We start from the raw sequence: 21,200 nt of genomic DNA, 5'->3' as shown, positions 1-21,200 counted from the left end.
AGATCACCTCTTAAAATCCCATTTTTTCAGCTTTTGCAATCACATCTTCGATAGAACCTACACCACGGAAGGCATCTTCTGGCAAGTGGTCATGTTTACCATCAAGGATTTCCTTAAAGCCACGTACAGTTTCAGCAACTGGAACATAAGAACCTGGCTGACCAGTAAATTGTTCCGCAACGTTGAAGTTTTGTGACAAGAAGAACTGGATACGGCGGGCACGAGCAACCAAGGTCTTTTCTTCATCAGAAAGTTCATCCATACCAAGGATAGCAATGATATCTTGCAACTCATGGTAACGTTGAAGAACACGTTTTACTTCTGCAGCAACTGCATAGTGCTCTTCTCCAACGATTTCAGGTGCCAAAGCACGTGAACTTGAAGCGAGTGGGTCAACGGCAGGGTAGATACCCAATTGTACCAACTTACGTTCCAAGTTGGTTGTTGAATCCAAGTGAGCGAAGGCTGTTGCTGGCGCTGGGTCAGTATAGTCATCCGCTGGCACATAGATAGCCTGGATAGAGGTTACAGAACCCTTCTTAGTTGATGTGATACGCTCTTGCAATTGACCCATTTCTGTAGCAAGTGTTGGTTGGTAACCAACGGCTGATGGCATACGACCCAAAAGGGCAGATACTTCTGAACCAGCCTGAGTGAAACGGAAGATATTATCGATGAAGAGAAGCACGTCTTGCCCTTCCACATCACGGAAGTATTCAGCGATTGTCAAACCAGTAAGGGCAACACGCATACGTGCTCCTGGTGGCTCATTCATCTGACCAAATACCATGGCTGTTTTCTCAATAACGCCTGATTCTTTCATTTCCCAGTAAAGGTCGTTCCCCTCACGAGTACGTTCCCCAACACCAGTAAATACTGAAATACCACCGTGTTCTTGGGCAATATTGTGAATCAACTCTTGGATTAAGACGGTTTTACCAACTCCGGCACCACCGAAAAGTCCAACCTTACCACCTTTAAGGTAAGGGGCAAGAAGGTCGATAACCTTAATCCCTGTTTCAAGGATTTCAGAAGAGGTAGACAACTCATCAAAAGTTGGAGCTTTTTTATGAATTGGCTGACGCTCTGCATCTTCTGTAAAAGGAGCTTCCAAGTCAATGGTATCTCCCAAAACATTGAAGACACGTCCCAAAGTTTCTTTACCTACCGGTACAGAGATTGGACGACCTGTATCCAATACTTCCATTCCACGAGTCAAACCATCTGTTGATTCCATGGCGATAGTACGGACCATACCATCTCCCAACTCCAAGGCTACTTCAAGGACGATTTTTGTTTTTCTTTCGTCATTTTTGTAGACGACAAGTGCATTGTTAATCTCAGGAAGTTTTTCCCCTGCTGCAAACAAAACGTCTACAACAGGGCCGATAACCTGAGCAATTTTACCTGAACTCATCTCCTTCTCCTATTCTATATAAGATACTGTCGGTTCCTAGCTTAACTAGGTCCTAAGTTCATTTTCATACGAGCTGGACTAGAGCCTATTCTAAGGCACTAGCTCCTGCTACGATTTCTGTAATTTCTTGTGTAATCGCCGCCTGTCTGGCACGGTTATACTGAATTGTCAAATCATTGATGACTTTCTTAGCATTATCTGTCGCTGTTTGCATAGCTGTCATACCTGCAGCATTTTCGGCTGTCTTGGCATCGATAATAGCTCCGTAAATCATACTTTCTGCAAACTGAGGCAGCAACTGCTCCAAAATTTCTTCTCGGCTGGTTTCCAATTCAAAAGTCAAGCTGTAGTCTTCATCCGCTTCATTGGGATCCAAGTCAACAATCGGAAGCATTTGTTCCACACGCATTTGACTGGTTAGCGTATTGACATGGTGGTTATAGCAGACATAGAGTTCATCAAAAAGTTCATTTTGATACATTTCAACAGTTTTTGAAATAATCTTGCGAACTTCATCAAAGCTAGGTTGATCCGCCAAGCCACGTAGTTCATAAAGTGGTTGAATACCACGAGCCTTAAAGAAATCAGCTCCCATTCCACCGATACAGATCATTTCAAAACCTGTACTATCTGGATGGTATTCTTCCTTCAACTCCATAACCGCTTTTAGAATAGAGGAATTATAACCTCCAACCAAACCGCGGTCTGAAGTGATGACGATATAGCCTGTCTTCTTCACAGGACGGCTAATCAACATGGGATTGGTTGAGCCACCAGATCCATTACCATGAAGGATATCTGTCAATAGCTTGCGAACTTTCTGAGCGTAAACTTGGAAGTTGCGAGCAGCTTCTTCAGAGCGACCAAGCTTAGCAGCTGATACCATTTGCATGGCATTAGTGATTTGACTCGTATTTTTTGTTGAGGCGATTTTTGTTTTAATATCATTTAGAGATACTGCCATCTGACACCTCTATTCTTATTGGAAGCTGGATTGATTGAGAAACTCTGTAATCGCAGCATCCAAGACTGCTTCTTCTGGCAAGTCTTTTGTATCACGAATGGTTTCTAAAATCTCTGGATGTTGAGCGTCAAAGAAGGCATGGAACTCTTCCTCGAAACGAACAATATCATCTACTGGAATAGTATCCAAGAAACCATGTGTCAAAGCATAGAGAATGGTTACTTGTTTCTCAACAGGTAATGGTTTGTGAACAGGTTGTTTCAAGACCTCAACGGTACGACGTCCACGGTTCAATTTAGCCTGTGTTGCCGCATCCAAGTCAGAACCGAACTTAGTGAAGGCTTCCAACTCACGATATGAAGCAAGGTCAATACGAAGTGTACCAGCAACCTTTTTCATGGCTTTGATTTGTGCAGAACCACCTACACGAGATACAGATGAACCCGCATCGATGGCTGGACGAATACCTGCATTGAAGAGACCATCACCAAGGAAGATTTGTCCGTCAGTGATAGAAATCACGTTGGTTGCGATATAGGCTGAGATATCTCCTGCTTGTGTCTCGATAAACGGTAGGGCAGTGATTGATCCACCACCAAGTTCATCAGAAACTTTAGCTGAGCGCTCAAGTAAACGGCTGTGAAGGTAGAAAACATCCCCTGGAAAGGCTTCACGACCTGGAGGACGACGAAGCAAGAGTGACAGTTCACGATAAGCCACCGCTTGTTTTGAAAGATCATCATAAACGATCAAAACATGCTTACCTTGGTACATAAATTCTTCTGCCATGGCAACCCCAGCATAAGGAGCTAGGAAGAGCAATGGAGATGGTTGTGAAGCAGAGGCTGTCACAACGATTGTGTAGTCCAAGGCACCGTACTGACGAAGTGTTTCTACTTGCGTACGAACTGTTGATTCTTTTTGTCCAATCGCAACATAGATACAGATCATATCTTGACCTTTTTGGTTCAAGATTGTATCAATCGCAATGGTTGTTTTCCCTGTCTGACGGTCACCGATAATCAACTCACGTTGACCACGGCCAATCGGTACAAGGGCGTCAATAGCTTTCAAACCAGTTTGCAATGGTTCTGATACAGACTTACGTTGCATAACACCAGGAGCTGGCGCTTCTACTGGACGAGTTTTATCAGTGTGGATTTCTCCAAGACCGTCAACTGGACGACCGAGTGGATCCACAACACGACCAATCAGACTCTCACCTACTGGGACTTCCATGATTTTACCTGTACGGCGGATTGTATCGCCTTCACGGATATCTGTAAAGTCACCTAGGATGATAATACCAACGTCTGTTGACTCCAAGTTTTGAGCCATACCATAAGAGCCGTTTTCAAAAATCAACAACTCTCCACTCATGGCATTTTCAAGGCCGTGAGCACGCGCGATACCATCCCCGATATAGGTTACAACACCTGTTTCAGTCACATCAAAATTGGGTTTGAAATTTTCAATTTGTTGCTTAATTAAAGCGCTGATTTCTTGTGCGTTAATTGCCAAAAGAACACCACTTTCTATTTCAAATTTTCTTTAACAACTTTAAGTTGTTGTTTAATACTCACATCAATTGTCTTGTGATTGGCAAAAATGACAAAACCACCAATGAGACTTTCATCGATTTGTTCTTTTACACTCCTTACTTTCAGAGACATTTTTTTCTCAATCAAAGGGAGCAAGCGACTCTTTTGTTCATCTGTTAAAGGATGAGCAGAAGTAACCGTCACTTCAAATCGATTTGTTTCTTTTTCAAGTCGGTTCAAGCAATCTACGAGCACATCATAAAAGAGATTTGCTCTGTGATTGTAGATAAGAACCTGGATAAAGTTTTGTAATAAAGGTGACACAGAGTCTTGAAAGAAAGCAATTGTTTTTTCCTTATCAGACTCGTCTACTGCCACTTTTTTTAAAAAAGAAGGTAAACCTGTTTCTTCAGCAACTTGCTTGATTTGAGTCAAATCTGAAAAAATGCGGTCTTCTTCTCCTTTTTCAAGTACCAATTGGACAAAAGGCATGCTGTATTTTTCAATTACCTTTACTGTTTTCTTGTCCATTAAGCTTCTCCTAGCTGATCGATATACTGATCAATGAGTTCTTTATGGGCATGACCATCAAGGTTTTGTGAGATAATTTTACCAGCTAAGCTGATGGTCAAATCTGCTACCTCACCCTTAACGCTTTGTAAAGCTTCAGCTTTGTTTTGAGCAATTTCTTGGTTTGCTTTTTCTTTTAAGCGTCCTGCTTCTAGTTTAGCATCTGCTAAAATACTAGCCTTACTTTTCTCAGCTGTTTCCTTTGCATTTTCAATGATTGTCTTAGCTTCTTTACGGCTACCAGCCAATTCATCTTCGCGTTTTTGAGCCAATACTTCCGCTTTTTGACGTGCTTCTTCAGCTCTATCAATATCTGAAGCAATTTTTTCAGCTCTTTCTTCGAAAATGCCTGTAATATTAGACCATGCAAATTTTTTAATCAAGACTAGCAAAAGGATAAAAGAGCCAGCGATTAAAATAAAATTACCAATTAATTCACCTACTGTTACGTGCATCAGTTACTCCTTTCTACTCTTCATCATTAATTTTATTTCCTAGGTACATAGAGGATAATAGTGTAAAGACATATGCTTGTACACAAGAAATGAACACGGAAAATGCAGTCCAAACTAAGTTTGCCCCAAATGCTACTGGATACCAAAAAATAGCCTGATGTGAAAGTAAGATAAGCAAGCTTGTCATTACTTCACCTGCAAAGATATTCCCAAAAATCCGCAAAGCAAGAGAAAGGAAATTCGTGAATTCTTCAAGTAGATTCATCGGTGTCATAAATGCAGGAGTTACAAAACCTTTTAGGTATTGTTTAATCCCACGACGACGAATCCCCTCAATGTGCGCCATCACAATAATACAGAAAGACAAGACAAGGTCAAATGAAAGATTTGCAGTTGGCGATGTCCAAAGGTTTGTCCCATCTGTTGTTTGAAGTTTAGCCATCAAACCAAGATTATTGGCGATGACCATAAAAAGAAATAAACATAAGTAAAAGAGTGAGTAATCTTTTATGTAGTGGGAACCAAGGTTAGGTTCTGTAAATCCAATTACAAAATCATAGAGATACTCTAGTACATTTTGTTTACCTTTGGGTCTCAACGTCATATTACGACTTGCCCAATAGATAAATGCAAAAATCAGAAACACAGACAGCAAAGTCAAGGCTGTCAAAGTTAAATCAAAGGTAACAGGACCAATATTGATGGTTGGATTGATACTTTCTTCCATCTAACATTCTCCCTTCTCCAATTTATATTTCGTTATTTAATAATAAATGAGAAGACAAGAGTTACGAAGAAAGTTCCTTCAATAAAGGCAACCCCTAAAAACATCAGACTACGAAACTCAGCGATAATATCTGGTTGGCGAGCTACTGATTTCAACAAACCATTCATCAACAACCCCTCACCAAGAGACACACCCATACAGGCAAGACATAGACCGAAAAATGTTAAATTCATGACGAATTCTCCTTTTAATTAAAATTTACTTACTTAGTTTAGTCCTAAAAATTGGATTTGTCAACTTTTTACTTACGTTGAAAGCGTTTAATGAAAATTATTTCCAATTTTACTATTTTTGAGTCTATTATATAGAAAACTTTGTAAAAAACTTGTAATAAATCCGACCATTATCTAGATCTTTCTGAAAAATATTGAAAAAATCCGAGATGTAATCTCGGATGGAAATTAATATATTTTCTTTAACCTAATGTTCTTTTAGTAAGTAGGATTAAAGGGAAAGCAACTAGAAAGCTTTCGTCTCCTACATGTTTATTAAGCACGAACTGTGACGCTGGTTCCATCTTCCTTATAAAGATTGATGAGACCTTCTTTAAGAGCGCGAACCATGTCTCCAGCTTGAACGGGTTGAGGCACCTTAATAGTCAAGAGTTCCATTGGATTTGGAGCGCGGTCAATTTTATTGCCTTTGGCATCATGTAAATCTTCGATATAAGTTTCAAAATGACGGAAACCTGGGCCGTAAAACTCAACTTGGTCTCCTTCGTTAATAACGTTCCGTTGACGAATAGTTGCTGTTTGTGTCGAATCATCATAAGAAACCACTTCAGCAACAAACTTGTACTCAGGAATTTTACGGCGAGCACCAAACAACTGCTCATTTTCAGATGGTGTACCGTAGTAGAAACCTGTTGCCAATTCACGTTGAGCAACCTTCCACATTTCGTCCACTAAATCTTGTTTAATAGCTTCAAACTTTTCAGGACTTTCAAGATATGCATCCACAGCCGCCTTATAGCAGTTGGTTACTGTTGATACGTAGTGAATAGACTTCATACGCCCTTCAATCTTAAGACTGTCCACTCCATTTTCAATCATATCTGGAATATGGTCAATCATAGACATATCAACGGCTGACATTGAAAATTCTTCAGGAATTTCACCTTTCAAGCTCTTGCGTTCTTGACCAAATGGCATATCGTAAAGGTCGTATTTCCAACGACAAGACTGAGAGCAACCACCACGGTTAGCATCACGCATACTCATGTGGTTTGAAAGAGTACAACGACCAGAGTAAGAAATACACATGGCTCCGTGGACAAAGGCTTCAATTTCTACATCAGTACGTTTGCGGATTTCAGCTAATTCTTCCATCGAAACCTCACGCGCCAAAACGACACGAGTCAAGCCCAATTCTTTCCAGAACTCAAGCGTTTCATAGTTAGTGGCACTGGCTTGGGTAGAGAGGTGGATTTCAAGACCAGGCGCTTCTGTCGCTGCAATCATAATCAAGGCAGGATCAGACACGATAACTGCCGCGATTCCGATATCACGCAGTTTACGGAACCACTCACCGGCACCAGCTTCATTTCCTTCGTGCATAACCATGTTGGCAGCTACATAAACCTTAGCTCCATACTTAGCCGCAAACTGCACGCCTTCTTCCATCTGTTCAAAGGTAAAGTTCCCAGCACGGCTACGAAGACCATAGGCCTGACCACCGATAAAGACAGCATCTGCTCCATACTGAACAGCTACCTTTAGCTTCTCTAAAGTTCCTGCAGGTGATAAAACCTCAGGACGTTTTAATGTTTTTGTCATGTTTTCTCCTATTTGCAATATAAAAGTTTGACGTTTTTCCTTCTCATTTTATAGTAAATAATCCATAAAATCAAGCCTGGACAGATTGTTTTGACAATTCTAATCTTTTAGCAGTTGAAACAAGTAGTAAAAGGCTCTATAATATTTGTAGTGGGTAAATCCCCTATGAATCTTATGGAGCCTATTTTTGTGTAGAAAAAAAGTCCCATATGACCTATAATGAAAAGCGACTAAACAACTCATTAGAAAGATTCATATGGAACAATTACATTTTATCACAAAACTACTCGATATCAAAGACCCAAATATCCAGATTCTAGACATCATCAATAAGGATACACTTAAGGAAATCATCGCTAAACTGGATTACAATGCCCCATCTTGTCCTGATTGTGGACATCAAATGAAGAAATATGACTTTCAAAAACCGTCGAAAATTCCTTACCTCGAAACGACTGGTATGCCTACTAGAATCCTCCTGAAAAAGCGTCGATTCAAGTGCTATCATTGCTCGAAAATGATGGTCGCCGAGACCTCACTCGTCAAGAAGAATCATCAAATTCCTCGTATCATCAACCAAAAGATTGCGCAAAAGCTGATTGAAAAGACTTCTATGACCGATATTGCTCATCAGCTGGCTATTTCAACTTCAACTGTCATTCGTAAGCTCAATGACTTCCGTTTTAAGTCTGATTTTTCTTACCTCCCTGAGATTATGTCCTGGGACGAGTACGCTTTTACAAAGGGAAAGATGAGCTTTATTGCACAAGATTTTGACAAGCTCAACATTATCACTGTTCTTGAAGGCAGAACACAGGCTATCATCCGAAATCACTTTCTGCGCTACGAGCGAGCTGTTCGTTGTCAGGTGAAAATCATTACGATGGATATGTTTAGCCCTTACTACGATATTGCCAGTAAACTTTTTCCTAACGCTAAAATCGTTCTTGACCGCTTTCACATTGTCCAACATCTAAGCCGTGCTATGAGTCGTGTCCGTGTCCAAATCATGAATCAATTTGAGCGAAAATCCCATGAATACAAGGCCATCAAACGCTACTGGAAACTCATTCAACAGGATAGTCGTAAACTGAGTGATAAACGATTTTATCGCCCTACTTTTCGTATGCACTTAACGAATAAAGAGATTCTAGACAAGATTTTGAGCTATTCAGAAGACTTGAAACACCACTACAAGCTCTATCAACTCTTGCTTTTTCACTTTCAGAACAAGGAACCTGACAAATTCTTCGGACTTATTGAGGACAATCTAAAGCAGGTTCATCCTCTTTTTCAGACTGTCTTTAAAACCTTTCTAAAGGACAAAGAGAAAATCGTCAACGCCCTTCAACTACACTATTCTAACGCCAAATTAGAAGCAACCAATAATCTCATCAAACTTATCAAACGCAATGCCTTTGGTTTTCGGAACTTTGAAAATTTCAAAAAACGGATTTTTATCGCTCTGAACATCAAAAAAGAAAGGACGAGATTTGTCCTTTCTAGATATTAGCTTTTCTTCAACCCACTACAGTTGACAAAGAGCCTAGTAAAAGGAGCCGATAAAGTAAAAACCAGTATCCAAAGATACTGGCTAATTAAACTAAATGGAATAAGCTAGTCCTTAAATGACTATTCCCACTCAACGGTTGCAGGTGGTTTACTTGTAATATCGTAGACGATACGGTTAACGTGGTCCACTTCGTTTACGATACGTACTGAGATTTTTTGAAGAACTTCCCATGGAATTTTGGCAAAGTCAGCTGTCATACCATCGATCGAGGTAATAGCACGGATTGCAATTGTGTAGTCATACGTACGACCGTCACCCATAACACCAACTGAACGAACACCTGTATTCACTGTGAAGTATTGCCAGATATCGCGGTCAAGACCAGCTTTAGCAATTTCCTCACGAAGGATAGCATCTGACTCACGAACAGTTTCTAGTTTCTCCTCAGTAATTTCACCCATGACACGGATAGCAAGACCTGGCCCTGGGAATGGTTGGCGCCATACGATATGGTCTGGCATGCCAAGTTCTGTACCAAGAGCACGAACCTCATCTTTATAAAGAGTGTTGAGAGGTTCAATCAATTCAAACTGCATGTCTTCTGGAAGACCACCAACGTTGTGGTGTGACTTGATAGTTTGGGCTGTATCCGTACCAGACTCGATAACGTCTGTATATAAAGTACCTTGAGCAAGGAATTTCACATCTTTGAGCTTGCTGGCTTCGTCATCAAATACATAGACAAACTCGTTACCGATGATTTTACGTTTTTGTTCAGGGTCAGAAACACCAGCAAGTTTGTCAAGGAAACGCTTAGCAGCGTCTGCTTTGACAATATTCAAACCAAACTTACCACCAAGCATGTCCATAACTTGATCCGCTTCTCCTTTACGAAGAAGACCATGGTCGACGAAGATACAGATTAATTGATCGCCAATAGCCTTTTGGAGAAGAACTCCAACGACAGATGAGTCTACCCCACCTGATAGACCAAGAAGGACACGTTTGTCACCGACTGTTTCACGGATTTTTTGAATCTGCATGTCAATGAAGTTATCCATTGTCCAGTCGCCTTTAGCCTTACAGATGTTAAGGGCAAAGTTACGAAGAATGTCATTACCGTATACAGAATGACGAACTTCTGGGTGGAATTGGATACCGTAAATGTGTTTGTCTGGATTTTCAATGGCTGCATATGGGCAGTCAGCTGATGTACCTGTACGAACAAAGTCAGCAGGAATCTCAGTAACCGCATCACCATGGCTCATCAATACAGTCTGTTCATCAGGTGTTGATTCAAAAAGCGCTGATGGTGTGTGTGTTAGGGTTGATTGACCGTATTCACGATTTCCAGCATCACCTGCAGGAACAACTTTTCCTCCAAATTTATGGGTTAATAACTGCATACCGTAACAGATTCCCAAAATAGGAATTCCCAGTTCGAAGATTTCTGGGTCAATATCGAATGAACCATCTTCGTATACAGAGTTTGGTCCACCTGAAAGGATAATTCCTACAGGATTGATTTCACGAACTTCAGCAGCTGAAATTTTATGGCTTTTTAGTTCTGAAAAAACACCAATCTCACGGATACGGCGTGAAATCAGCTGGTTGTACTGGCTACCATAGTCCAATACGATGATTTTTTCTACATCTTGCAAATCAGTTGAAATGTTGCTCATCTTTTTCCTTTCTCAAAAGAAATATCTTTTTCCAATATTCTATCACAAATAAGGGCGAATTACCAACTAAACAAGGCGAAGTTTGACTTTTTCTCGTTTATTGGGGTACAATAGAGAAAAGATAGAAATGAAGTGAAAACATGCTACCAGCTTATATGAAAATCCACGATCAGATAAAAAAGGATATTGACGAGCACCGTTGGTCCATTGGTGAGAGGCTGCCGAGTGAAAGAGATTTGGCTGAACAATTTGAGGTCAGCCGCATGACCCTCCGCCAAGCAATTTCCCTCTTGGTCGAAGAAGGTGTTCTTGAGCGCCGTGTTGGAAGTGGCACCTTTGTCTCCAGTACTCGAGTACAAGAAAAGATGCGAGGGACAACCAGTTTTACTGAAATTGTTAAGTCCCAAGGAAAAGTTCCCTCTAGCCAACTCATTTCCTACAGAAAAACTATTCCTAATGAGCAAGAAGTTGCCAAGTTAGGAATTTCTCCAACCGAAAACATTATCCGAATGGAACGTGTCCGCTATGCCGACAAAGTTCCCCTGGTTTATGAAGTTGCTTCTATTCCAGAAAAATTTATTAAGAACTTTAAAAAAGAAGAAATCACCAGTCATTTCTTCCAAACACTACAAAAATATGGCTACCGTATTGGCAAATCACAGCAGACTATTTATGCTCGCCTCGCTAAGGAAAAAATTGCTCACTATTTGGAAGTTGAAAAAGGCCATGCTATTCTTGGTTTGACTCAGGTTTCCTACCTAGAAGATGGGACAGCTTTTGAATACGTAAAAAGTCAATATGTAGGCGAACGTTTTGAATTTTATCTTGAAAACAATTAGATTACTAGGCAAAAACTCTCTGTCATCACGGACAAAGAGTCTTTTTATTTTTCCAAGAGTAAATCTTTCAAAGAAATCAGAGTTACAGCAACTAATATCATTGCCATACCAAGAAAATCAATGGGATAAAATTGTTCATTCATGATTAGAAAGGCAAAGAAAACCGCTGAAATTGGCTCAATTGAAGCCAACAAGCTTGACTTAACTGGTCCAATCAAACTGGCTCCCTTTAAAAAGGCTGTATAGGCAAAGACAGTCCCGATAAGGATAATACCCGCAAACGCAAGGAGAAAATCAATACTAGTCGGGATATCAGCCTGTAGAACTTCTGTAAAAGGAAGGGCGACCAAACCTGCTATGACCATTCCCACACCAATGACCAGGCTGCTCCCCCACTTCTTAATCAATGCTATGGGTAAAATGATATACAGGGCGTAAGTCAGAGCAGAAAAGAGCCCCCAAAATAGGCCAGAAGGTGTAATGGATAACTGGTCCAGCTGCCCATGAGTGGCGATCAGGAAGGTTCCTCCGATAGCTAATATGATAGAAACAATCTCTCCCAGTGTCGGCGCCACCTTATCCTTGATACAGCTATAAATCAAAATCCCGACAGGACAAACATACTGAAGCACCGTCGCGGTTCCTGCATTGGTTTCCTGAATAGCAGTTAGATAGGCAAATTGATTGAGGAAGAGGCCGATTAGAGCAAAAATGAGAAGAGATAGCAAACTTTTTCTATCCTTTAAAAAGGCCAGCATTTTATCCTTTGCAGTGGCATAAGCCAAGAGCATGAGAATTCCACCAGCTATTAAAAGACGCAAGTTGGTCAAAACCAGAGCCGAAATTCCGTGCGCCATCAGGTATTGGCCACTCGTTCCTGACAAACCCCAAGCAATCCCAGCCACAACTGTTAATAAAGTCCCTTTTAAACTATTTGACATGTCTCTCCTTATTCTTCTTTGCGAATCAAGTCCATCACTTGATTGCGGTCTACAATCCACTGGGCTCTTTCATCCTTTTCATAGGTACGATTCGATAGGAAAATGACCGCTTCTTGCTTCTGACGATTCCACATGATAAAGGTACCTGTATAGCCCGTATGGTCTAGCCAATCACCTTCCAAATTCCATGCCAAAGAACGTTCCTTGTCATCCAAAGGAGAAAAATTTTTACTCAAATCTCTTGCAAAATCATCTGCTAAATAGTGTTCTAAAAAGATTTGTAAATCCTTTACAGTCGAAAACAAACCAGCACTCCCTGCATGTCTGCCCAGGAGGCGAGCCTTGGGATCATGTACCAGACCTGCCTCGACACCTCTGACGGTTGGAACAGCAAGCTCAACAGGCCCAAATTGAGTTTCCGTCATTCTCCAAGGATTCCAAACTTGTTCCTGTAAAATCTCATCCAAATCCTTATCAAAGATTCTTTCCAAAATAAAGCCCAAAAGTAAAAAATGGACATCCGAATAAAGAAAGGCTGGCTGACTTCGTCTCTTGAGATGAAACATAGCTTCCTTTAATTCAGAAGCTGTTAAAAGATCACGATTGGGAATAAAAGGATCAAGATCTGTAGCGTGGGTTAAGAGCTGGCGAATAGTGATGTCTGGATAATCACTCTCAGCTAAAAAATCTGTTACCGGTCTGTCAATATCCAATTGACCGTTTTCCCACAAGAAGGTAAAAACGGTGCCAACCCCAACAACCTTGCTGACACTAGCTAGATCATAAACTAGTCCTGTCTCAGTATCCAAGCCATGCTCTGGATCACTCTGGCCTAAATAGAACTCCGTCCATTGATTGTCCTTAAAATACGTAAAAGAGGCTCCGGGATAAATCCCTGCCTCGATTTGTTCTTCTATTTTTTTAATAATCTTGGTCCACTTCATACTTCTTCAAACCACAATTCAACATTATTTCTATCTTTACCAAGGAAGAATTTTTCAGACTTAGGAATAAAATATTCGGTAGACTCAAACTTCTGGCGAAGACTTGCTATATCTAGTTCATTTACCAAGAACTTGATCATAGATAAATCCCAAGTAGCCGTATTGTCCACAGTCAGATCCTGCCCCTGAGCTGGAATAAAATCAAGGGATTCTCCAACTTCAGATGGCTCCAAGAAACTATCAACATCAGTTGGGAGATGTAATTCCATAGAAATCTCAAATTTACTCAAAGAAATTGATTCCAAATCTGTTTGAAATTCTGGCTTTTCTCCTACTTCTACTAGACTTGCTCTGTCATCTTCCGCATGAATCAAAATCAAATCATCTTCGGGTGAAAAAATCTCAAAAGCGTAGCCATTTTGACCTTTATATAATCGATGAATCGAATCTGTTTTAGATAAGAGTCCTTCGATTTCTAAGGGATTTTCCACCTTGACAATCAATCTAGCTAGTTTTTTTCTTCCCTCTACCTTACGAGTGCGCATACTTGGAGCTTCTTCTAAAACCAGCTTTTCTAAACCTGTTTGATCACCTAGTGACAGAAAGGCTGATTCTTCTAATAAGGCCTTCATGCCAAGGGTTCCTATATAAAATGTTTCATTTATTTTTCTATTATTAACTTTTAAAGTAGGAATAATCCGTACAATCTGATTTACATTCATAAATTCCTCCAACTCTTTTATTTTAAAGGATTTTAGAATTTTTTACAAGAAATTATGCTCAGATTTACCAATTTTCACCCCATTAAAAATTTTTCTTCAAAAGGCTGACCTAAAACTCCATTTTTAGGGAAACATACAAAAGTCAAAAAATAGATAGGATAAACTGGAATGCTAATCAATGGATTGATAAGAAATAATTGACTGTCTTTGTTGATTTTTGATTACGGAGGAATATTAGAAATAAAAAGAACCAGCTCTTAAAACTGATTCTTTTTACAAGTGAAAAATTAGTTATTTTCAACTTTTTCATCGTATTTTGGTCTTAGTGTTGTACCTGAGTTAACAATGGTACGTTTTTGAACAAGAGGAAGGTCTGTACGATTGTAAACTGTACGCCATTTTTCCCAAACAAGACCTGTTTTTTCTTGGATTTTCACTCTGATATTACGAACATTTCCTTTAAATTGAAGTTCAGTTTGGAAACCAGCAGTTCTGTTTTTACCATTATCTTCCCATTGACGTGAGCGAATGCTTTCAACTCCATCCTTATCATAAGTTACTTCATCCCAGTAAACATAGTAACGAGCGATATAAGCTCCCTTATGGTGTAATTTGAGGTAACCATTTTTATATGAAGTCACTTTAGTTTCAATGTAGTCTGTATTGCTTTGAATTGTGGCTACTTGATTATCTTTCAAGAATGCAGTCTTATAAGAAATTGGAACAGCAGGGTTTTGTGTACTGAAAGTAGCTCCTTCTTGAATCAATTTCTTCAAATCTTCTACTGTACCTGTCACAACACGTGCAGCACCATCAGCATTTCCACCTACGATTGAAACTGTTACAGTTGTATTCTTCAAGACACGTGCCCATTCAGAGTCTGGTTTAATAGGCACCCCTTTGATAACAGCATTGATCGCTGCTTTCAACTCTGTACTCTTGCTTGTTGTTTCAAATTTGACATACATTTGACGTCCGTATGAAACGCTTGACACGTATACAGGAGGTGTTTTTCCATCAATTCCACGTGCTTTCAATTGATCAACTGTTACTCCTGGAGCAAATACATCTGATGGATTTTTTGGAGCATCAAAGTTAGCAGTATAGTAAATTTGTTTAAAATCAACAACTTCAACTTGTTTTTCACCCTTGTTCACAGCCTCAAAGTCAATTTTCAAATTAACACCGACTTTTTCAAAATCACTTCCGAATTTTGCTTTCAATTGATTCATGCTGTAAGCAGAAGTTGATTCATACTGCATACGTGCTGGAGCAGGATTTTTCGCAGCATATTTTTCATGCCAACGATTTAACAAGGTATTCACACCTTCCTGCATACCACTTGCAGTTGGATTAGCATCTACATAGCTATCTCCGCCTACCATTCCTGGTAAATCAACACTGATGCTACCTTTGCTACGATCTAAACTAATTTGTTGTGGTTTGTTTTCTAGAAGGTCTTGATTTGCTTTAAATAAAGCACCTAAGAAGATATCTCCGTTACCATTAATGGCAACATCTGCAGAACCATTAGAAAGGTTTTTCTTCACTTTTTCCACAACCACAAATTCATTTCCTTGTTGTTTTGTGCTTGTATTAGTGTAATTTTCTAACGCTTCTCCTTTTCTAGTCAAAATGTTTAATTTATCATAATTTAAACCAAATAAATAGTTATTTAGCTCTGCAGTATAATCTTTTTTATCTTTATTTTCTGTTTTAACTTTGTTTTCTGTTTTCTTATCTGCTACTACTTTTTCTTCTTTTACAGCACGATATACTTCAACTTCTGCCAAACTAAGAGGAGTTTTAGATTTATTTAATTCAATTTTTACATATCGTGCATTAACTCCTGAGAATTGAACATCAACTTTTGGTTGATTATTTAGGGTATCAACATGTTGACGAGTTACTTCCTTACCATCTTTATCTAACAAAATAACATCAAAATTAGATAAACGATCTCCTACATTACTGTCTCCACGATTGTAAATACGAACAGTTCCCACACCTTCTTCTTTTGCTAGATCAACTTTCCACCAAGCATGATCTTCAAAATTTGTATGAGTAACTGAGTGATGTCTGTAAACATTATCTAGATTACCGTCAACCGCTCTAGAAGCATCTGCATCATAATAAGTCGAACTCTGACTTGCAGACTTATGAGCAGCAATATTTTCACCAGCAACTTCAGCAACGCTTGGTTCTGTTGCTTTTACTACATTTGTTTGAAATACAAGGCCAGAACCTAGCAAAAATGTTGCAATGGCAACACCACATACTCCAACGCTACGTTTACGAATAGAATAACGAAATCCTTTATCTTGTTTATTTTGAGACATAAAAAACTCCTATATATGTTTGTACGAATTATTTCTTGAACGCGCTTTCTTGAAACAATAAGAGTATAACATAAAAATATTATAGATGCAATCGTTTTCTTAAAAAATATTATTTTTTTATTAACCTAGATTGAATAACTGAACATATGTTAATATTTTTACATTCAAATAAAGAGTGGTCTATACCACTAAAAACAAGAAAACGACCAGGCTTAAGTCCCTATAAGTTGGGAATCAGCACTGTTCGTTTTTGTATATATAGTCAAATTCAATTCTTAAATATATAGCTCAACAAATTTCTCAATGCAAAGCTTTTCATTGTTTTTTATCATCTCTTAGATTCAAATTCTTTATAAGGTTCCTGAAGATAAGCATCAAAAACTTCTTCATCTGAAATCGTGTCAGAAATGAAGCTTCCGTTGCTGGTTCGTTCTGACAAATTCAAATCTTGTAATCGACTTTCATAGATCGTTCCTTTATTAGATTGGATAAGCAAAGTTTGATCGTTCCCGTCCACTTCCGTACTGAAGAGATCACCAACAAATCCTTGCTCTGCAACTGCTCCTGCCAAGAAGACACGGTGCGGTTTGTTTTTTAGCTCACGCAAGACTTGTAGTCCTCGTTTAGCACGGCTGGTTGCCGGAATTTCGTCAATAGAAACACGTTTCAAGCTTCCACGTTGGGTCAAGAGGTAGAAAGATGAGGTATTGCAAATAAAGGCAGATTGGAGGACGTCATCTTCTTTCAGATTCATAGCCTTGACACCTGCTGCCTTGGCACCAACAACAGGAACCTCCTCGATATTGAAACGCAGAGCATAACCGTTTCGACTAATCAAGAGAACATCATCCAGTTTAATCTGAGCTACTGCTACAATCTGGTCTGTCTCGTCTTTGAGTTTAGCATACTTGACTGATTTAGATTTATAGGTCCGCCATGGAGTGAATTCTTTACGTTCTACGCGTTTGATTTGACCAAGACGAGTTGCAGCAAAGTAAGTTGTCGCATCATCAAACTGATCTACTACTTCAACATAAAGGATTTCTTCGTTAGTTTCAAAGTTGGTAATGGTTTGGCTCAGATGCTCTCCGATATCCTTCCAGCGAATATCTGCCAACTCATGGATTGGTCGATAGATGACATTTCCAAGACTTGTGAACATCAAAAGATGCTGTGTTGTCTTGACAGCTTGTACAAAGATCAAACGGTCATCATCACGTTTGCCAATTTCTTCCAGCGTTGAAGCTGCAAAAGAACGTGGACTGGTACGCTTGATATAACCTGCCTTGGTCACGCTGACATAGGTATCTTCCTCAGCAATCAGACTAGCTGTATCAATCTCAATTGCTTTCGCAGTGTCTTCTAAAGCACTCAAACGTGGAGTCGCAAATTTCTTCTTGACCTCACGAAGCTCTTTCTTCATGAGATTGTACATGGTCCGTTCATCACCGATAATCGCCGCAAGCATGGCAATCTTTTCACGAAGTTCTGCTTCTTCTTCCTGCAAGACAACTACGTCTGTATTGGTCAAACGGTACAGTTGCAAGGTAACGATGGCCTCAGCCTGCTCTTCTGTAAAATCATAGCTGACCTTAAGGTTTTCCTTGGCGTCCGCCTTATTCTCAGAAGCACGGATAAGAGCAATGACTTCGTCCAAAATCGAAATCACGCGAATCAAACCTTCGACAATATGGAGACGTTTCTCAGCCTTTTCCTTGTCAAAGCGTGAACGCGCCAAAATCACTTCACGACGGTGGGCGATGTAGCTAGACAAGATTGGGACAATACCGACCTGACGAGGTGTGAAATTGTCAATCGCCACCATGTTAAAGTTGTAGTTGATTTGTAGGTCGGTGTATTTGAAGAGATAATTGAGAACAAGCTCCGTATTGGCATCTTTTTTGAGCTCAATAGCAATTCGAAGACCATCACGGTCCGACTCATCACGAACTTCAGCAATACCAGCCACCTTGTTATTGACACGAACATCATCGATTTTCTTGACCAGATTGGCCTTGTTGATTTCATAAGGAATCTCAGTGATAACGATTTGTTCCTTACCACCTTTTAGCTTTTCAATCTCAGTCTTGGAACGAACAACCACGCGCCCTTTTCCAGTTTCGTAGGCCTTCTTGATTTCATCACGACCTTGGATGATAGCCCCTGTAGGGAAGTCTGGCCCAGGTAAGAATTCCATGAGTTTGTCCACCTTGGCCGTTGGATGGTCAATCATGTAAACCGCCGCATCAATAACCTCAGCCAAATTATGGGGAGGAATGTCTGTGGCATAACCAGCCGAAATCCCAGTAGATCCATTTACCAAGAGATTTGGAAAGGCTGCTGGCAAGACAGTTGGTTCTTTCTCCGTATCATCAAAGTTCCAGGCAAAAGGAACTGTCTTTTTCTCGATATCTTGAAGGAGATAACCTGCAATCTCAGACAAACGTGCCTCAGTATAACGCATCGCCGCAGGTGGATCCCCGTCCATAGAACCGTTATTACCGTGCATTTCGACTAGAATCTCACGATTTTTCCAGTCCTGTGACATACGAACCATGGCATCATAGATAGAACTGTCACCGTGTGGGTGAAAATTCCCCATGATGTTACCGACAGACTTGGCCGACTTACGGTAACTCTTGTCAAAGGTATTGCCATCCTTATTCATCGAATAAAGAATACGGCGCTGAACCGGCTTCAAGCCATCACGAATATCTGGCAAGGCCCGGTCTTGAATAATGTACTTGGAATAGCGACCAAAGCGCTCTCCCATGATGTCCTCCAGGGACATATTTTGAATGTTACTCATATAGGATACAGAGCCCTTAAAATACAAAGTGAAAATAGAAAATTCTTGAAGTAAGCAAGCTCACAAGAGAATTTATCTTTTTCACCTAGCATTTAGGGCGTGTTCAACTCCTTTCAAAGAATGTAGAGTAGGTTTTTACAGAAAAGGTGTTCGGTTAAGATATAAAGGGACGATTTGGCTTGCCAAAAATGTCTGTAGAAAAATAGAAAATCGATGTAGGGCTCGATGAAGTCAAGACGATTTGACTTTTTCCGAAAAAATTAGTCCCGTGTTCAGTTACTACAAATAACCAAATGACCCTTTCTGTAGTTTAATGTGTTTAAAATGTGTTGCTTCAGTTAATAAGAAATTTCACATAGCATTCAGGGCGTGTTCAACTCCTTTCGAAGAATGTAGAGTAAATACTATGGAAAAAGAAAAAATATAGAGTAAGTGAATTTCATCCAATTCCTGTATCGTCGTTTCCACTTGAAAAGTCTACTCCACAAATCCTCGTTTATACTTGATATGGCTGGCGATATTACTATCTACATCTTTCTTATCCCAAAGTTGAAGTTCCCATGGGTAATAAAAATTACTTTTATTTTTAAAATAGATATGAATACCGACATAGCCATCTTTATCACGTAAATACCAGTTTTTTAGTCCGTAAATCTCTTGCCAATCATCTAATTTATCCATGACTTGAGCTATCTCTTTGGAACTTAAAATCATACGAGCACCAAAAACATCATTAAGAATTGAATTAACTGGATAGCCCTCTTGACGCTCTGAAAAACGTGTAATTTTATCTAAAATAGACTCAGAAGTTTTGACACGATAAACATAGGCAATATCTTGGACATCCGCTTTCATCAGATAGTCATTAATTGACTCATGTAAATTCAGACGGTAGGCCAAAATCGCTTTCGTCGGAACTTTTGAAAAGGTATGCTTGAGATTGATTTTTTCCACCTTACCCGTTTCAAAATAATCTTTAGAATATTCTTGATGAATACGATTAATCTCTGTAATGAGGCGTTCCACTTTTTCAATCATGAGTCTTCTCCTCTCGCTTTTTCATTTTTCTAGTTATTCCCAAACTTCTTCATTCTTTCCTCAGCATACTCAATCATCTTCTCAGCCACTTCTTTATCGTAGTCAAATCCCAGCTTTTGAGCAAGTCTTTGAGCTTCTCTATGGAAAAGTTGCATCGTAGCCAATAAAGACTGGCTGAGTTTCTCTATACTTGAAAAATCAAGCAGATTTGAGAATTCTTTCTCTTTCTCAGCAGGCAAATACTGAAAGAGGTACTTGTAGTTCTTGCCGATATCGACTTTCCCCCTAGCACTTGCAACCTGCCAAGCCAAAATTTTCAAGAATTCTTGTTGACAAATGCCGTAGAGATGATCAATAGCATAGATGAGCTGATTCCTACAAATCCCTTTGACAACGTAGGCTGACACCCACCAAAATTCATTGCAGGCATTTTCAAAATCTATCGCACTAGCTGGATTTGTCCAAAAGCGTTGAGGACTCGGTGAATAAAGTTCAAACAAACCATTAGGATCTTCTAAAACGGTGAATCCTGCCTCACTATCCACCCACTCTTTAATGCGGTCTTTGGGGCAGAGGGCCAAATCAATCCGATTGCCATCTTCAAAAAGCATGAGATATAGGCGACGGTGACCAAGGGTGACTTCTTGCTCAATAATGCGTTTGCCAAACCGGTCCAACCAAGATAAATCTGTAATCAGCTCGTCCAGATTCTCTACAACATAGACTACATCATAATCTTGAAACTCGTCTTTTGAAGTCTTTTGGTTTGTCCGTGAACCAGACATAGCGACAGCTTTGACTTGTAAAGTTTTGGCAGTCTGTAAAATCAGATCTAGCATTTCTGTTTCAGCTCTCATGTTGATA

At 39.7% G+C, this 21,200-nt stretch carries 18 protein-coding genes; 2 read left to right on the top strand and 16 right to left on the bottom strand.

The annotated features are described in order from the left end of the window. Positions 1–10 precede the first annotated feature (10 nt). From atpD to ACN076_RS05085, 8 genes are all read right to left on the bottom strand, one after another. Positions 11–1,417 (bottom strand): F0F1 ATP synthase subunit beta, encoded by a 1,407-nt coding sequence (gene atpD, locus ACN076_RS05120; protein ID WP_000094357.1) that lies wholly within the window; start codon positions 1,415–1,417, stop codon positions 11–13. Between the two features lie 85 nt (positions 1,418–1,502). Further along, on the bottom strand, positions 1,503–2,381 hold the full coding sequence (locus ACN076_RS05115; RefSeq protein ID WP_420789537.1) for a F0F1 ATP synthase subunit gamma: 879 nt from the start codon (positions 2,379–2,381) through the stop codon (positions 1,503–1,505). A gap of 15 nt (positions 2,382–2,396) precedes the next feature. After that, positions 2,397–3,902: a F0F1 ATP synthase subunit alpha gene (gene atpA, locus ACN076_RS05110; protein ID WP_420789536.1), complete on the bottom strand. Its 1,506-nt coding sequence runs from the start codon at positions 3,900–3,902 to the stop codon at positions 2,397–2,399. 14 nt (positions 3,903–3,916) lie between these two features. Then, positions 3,917–4,453 (bottom strand): F0F1 ATP synthase subunit delta, encoded by a 537-nt coding sequence (locus tag ACN076_RS05105; protein WP_420789535.1) that lies wholly within the window; start codon positions 4,451–4,453, stop codon positions 3,917–3,919. Continuing rightward, positions 4,453–4,947, bottom strand: a complete 495-nt coding sequence (gene atpF / locus ACN076_RS05100) for a F0F1 ATP synthase subunit B (protein WP_000558549.1) — start codon at positions 4,945–4,947, stop codon at positions 4,453–4,455. The genes ACN076_RS05105 and atpF overlap by 1 nt, the downstream gene beginning before the upstream one ends. Before the next feature lie 13 nt (positions 4,948–4,960). Then, entirely contained in the window at positions 4,961–5,674 is a 714-nt protein-coding gene (atpB, locus tag ACN076_RS05095) for a F0F1 ATP synthase subunit A (RefSeq protein WP_061088126.1), read from the bottom strand. A gap of 32 nt (positions 5,675–5,706) precedes the next feature. Beyond that, positions 5,707–5,907 carry a F0F1 ATP synthase subunit C gene (locus ACN076_RS05090; protein ID WP_001054557.1) on the bottom strand — a complete coding sequence of 67 codons (201 nt, stop codon included), beginning with the start codon at positions 5,905–5,907 and terminating at the stop codon, positions 5,707–5,709. Positions 5,908–6,222: 315 nt separating this feature from the next. Beyond that, positions 6,223–7,509, bottom strand: a complete 1,287-nt coding sequence (locus tag ACN076_RS05085; protein WP_020900641.1) for a peptidase U32 family protein — start codon at positions 7,507–7,509, stop codon at positions 6,223–6,225. 256 nt (positions 7,510–7,765) lie between these two features. Here ACN076_RS05085 and ACN076_RS05080 point away from each other — a divergent pair, with 256 nt between their 5' ends. After that, entirely contained in the window at positions 7,766–9,022 is a 1,257-nt protein-coding gene (locus ACN076_RS05080) for an ISL3 family transposase (protein ID WP_420789534.1), read from the top strand. Positions 9,023–9,141: 119 nt separating this feature from the next. Here the strand turns inward: ACN076_RS05080 and guaA are convergent, their stop codons facing one another. After that, positions 9,142–10,704 carry a glutamine-hydrolyzing GMP synthase gene (gene guaA, locus ACN076_RS05075; protein WP_420789533.1) on the bottom strand — a complete coding sequence of 521 codons (1,563 nt, stop codon included), beginning with the start codon at positions 10,702–10,704 and terminating at the stop codon, positions 9,142–9,144. 140 nt (positions 10,705–10,844) lie between these two features. Here guaA and ACN076_RS05070 point away from each other — a divergent pair, with 140 nt between their 5' ends. Then, on the top strand, positions 10,845–11,543 hold the full coding sequence (locus ACN076_RS05070) for a GntR family transcriptional regulator (protein WP_173304584.1): 699 nt from the start codon (positions 10,845–10,847) through the stop codon (positions 11,541–11,543). A gap of 44 nt (positions 11,544–11,587) precedes the next feature. Here ACN076_RS05070 and ACN076_RS05065 read toward each other — a convergent pair whose 3' ends face one another. From ACN076_RS05065 to ACN076_RS05035, 7 genes are all read right to left on the bottom strand, one after another. Then, positions 11,588–12,484 carry a DMT family transporter gene (locus ACN076_RS05065; protein WP_420789532.1) on the bottom strand — a complete coding sequence of 299 codons (897 nt, stop codon included), beginning with the start codon at positions 12,482–12,484 and terminating at the stop codon, positions 11,588–11,590. Between the two features lie 8 nt (positions 12,485–12,492). After that, the gene (locus tag ACN076_RS05060; protein WP_261012669.1) at positions 12,493–13,428 is read right to left on the bottom strand and encodes a beta-lactamase family protein; all 936 of its coding nucleotides are present in this window, start codon (positions 13,426–13,428) and stop codon (positions 12,493–12,495) included. After that, positions 13,425–14,150: a CppA family protein gene (locus ACN076_RS05055; RefSeq protein WP_261052915.1), complete on the bottom strand. Its 726-nt coding sequence runs from the start codon at positions 14,148–14,150 to the stop codon at positions 13,425–13,427. The genes ACN076_RS05060 and ACN076_RS05055 overlap by 4 nt, the downstream gene beginning before the upstream one ends. 287 nt (positions 14,151–14,437) lie before the next feature. Further along, entirely contained in the window at positions 14,438–16,489 is a 2,052-nt protein-coding gene (locus tag ACN076_RS05050; protein WP_203175502.1) for a thiol-activated cytolysin family protein, read from the bottom strand. A gap of 328 nt (positions 16,490–16,817) precedes the next feature. Then, on the bottom strand, positions 16,818–19,298 hold the full coding sequence (gene parC, locus ACN076_RS05045; RefSeq protein ID WP_261052470.1) for a DNA topoisomerase IV subunit A: 2,481 nt from the start codon (positions 19,296–19,298) through the stop codon (positions 16,818–16,820). Between the two features lie 477 nt (positions 19,299–19,775). Next, positions 19,776–20,336, bottom strand: a complete 561-nt coding sequence (locus ACN076_RS05040) for a GTP pyrophosphokinase (RefSeq protein WP_203175498.1) — start codon at positions 20,334–20,336, stop codon at positions 19,776–19,778. 29 nt (positions 20,337–20,365) lie between these two features. After that, positions 20,366–21,193, bottom strand: coding sequence for an aminoglycoside 6-adenylyltransferase (locus tag ACN076_RS05035; RefSeq protein WP_203200240.1), 828 nt, complete (start codon positions 21,191–21,193; stop codon positions 20,366–20,368). Positions 21,194–21,200: the final 7 nt, after the last annotated feature.

The organism is Streptococcus sp. K0074 (assembly GCF_048843365.1).
Taxonomy (GTDB): Bacteria; Bacillota; Bacilli; order Lactobacillales; family Streptococcaceae; genus Streptococcus; species Streptococcus mitis_BM.
Note: the sequence above shows the minus strand (reverse complement) of the source record. Positions and strands in the feature narration are given on the sequence as shown.

Bases quoted from the DNA above. Each gene is read 5' to 3' on its own strand.
- atpD (WP_000094357.1), bottom strand. From the start codon at position 1,417: ATGAGTTCAGGTAAAATTGCTCAGGTTATCGGCCCTGTTGTAGACGTT.
- guaA (WP_420789533.1), bottom strand. From the start codon at position 10,704: ATGAGCAACATTTCAACTGATTTGCAAGATGTAGAAAAAATCATCGTA.
- atpB (WP_061088126.1), bottom strand. From the start codon at position 5,674: ATGGAAGAAAGTATCAATCCAACCATCAATATTGGTCCTGTTACCTTT.
- ACN076_RS05105 (WP_420789535.1), bottom strand. From the start codon at position 4,453: ATGGACAAGAAAACAGTAAAGGTAATTGAAAAATACAGCATGCCTTTT.
- ACN076_RS05085 (WP_020900641.1), bottom strand. From the start codon at position 7,509: ATGACAAAAACATTAAAACGTCCTGAGGTTTTATCACCTGCAGGAACT.
- ACN076_RS05080 (WP_420789534.1), top strand. From the start codon at position 7,766: ATGGAACAATTACATTTTATCACAAAACTACTCGATATCAAAGACCCA.
- parC (WP_261052470.1), bottom strand. From the start codon at position 19,298: ATGAGTAACATTCAAAATATGTCCCTGGAGGACATCATGGGAGAGCGC.
- ACN076_RS05090 (WP_001054557.1), bottom strand. From the start codon at position 5,907: ATGAATTTAACATTTTTCGGTCTATGTCTTGCCTGTATGGGTGTGTCT.
- ACN076_RS05065 (WP_420789532.1), bottom strand. From the start codon at position 12,484: ATGTCAAATAGTTTAAAAGGGACTTTATTAACAGTTGTGGCTGGGATT.
- ACN076_RS05070 (WP_173304584.1), top strand. From the start codon at position 10,845: ATGCTACCAGCTTATATGAAAATCCACGATCAGATAAAAAAGGATATT.
- ACN076_RS05040 (WP_203175498.1), bottom strand. From the start codon at position 20,336: ATGATTGAAAAAGTGGAACGCCTCATTACAGAGATTAATCGTATTCAT.
- ACN076_RS05035 (WP_203200240.1), bottom strand. From the start codon at position 21,193: ATGAGAGCTGAAACAGAAATGCTAGATCTGATTTTACAGACTGCCAAA.
- ACN076_RS05055 (WP_261052915.1), bottom strand. From the start codon at position 14,150: ATGAATGTAAATCAGATTGTACGGATTATTCCTACTTTAAAAGTTAAT.
- atpF (WP_000558549.1), bottom strand. From the start codon at position 4,947: ATGCACGTAACAGTAGGTGAATTAATTGGTAATTTTATTTTAATCGCT.
- ACN076_RS05115 (WP_420789537.1), bottom strand. From the start codon at position 2,381: ATGGCAGTATCTCTAAATGATATTAAAACAAAAATCGCCTCAACAAAA.
- ACN076_RS05050 (WP_203175502.1), bottom strand. From the start codon at position 16,489: ATGTCTCAAAATAAACAAGATAAAGGATTTCGTTATTCTATTCGTAAA.
- ACN076_RS05060 (WP_261012669.1), bottom strand. From the start codon at position 13,428: ATGAAGTGGACCAAGATTATTAAAAAAATAGAAGAACAAATCGAGGCA.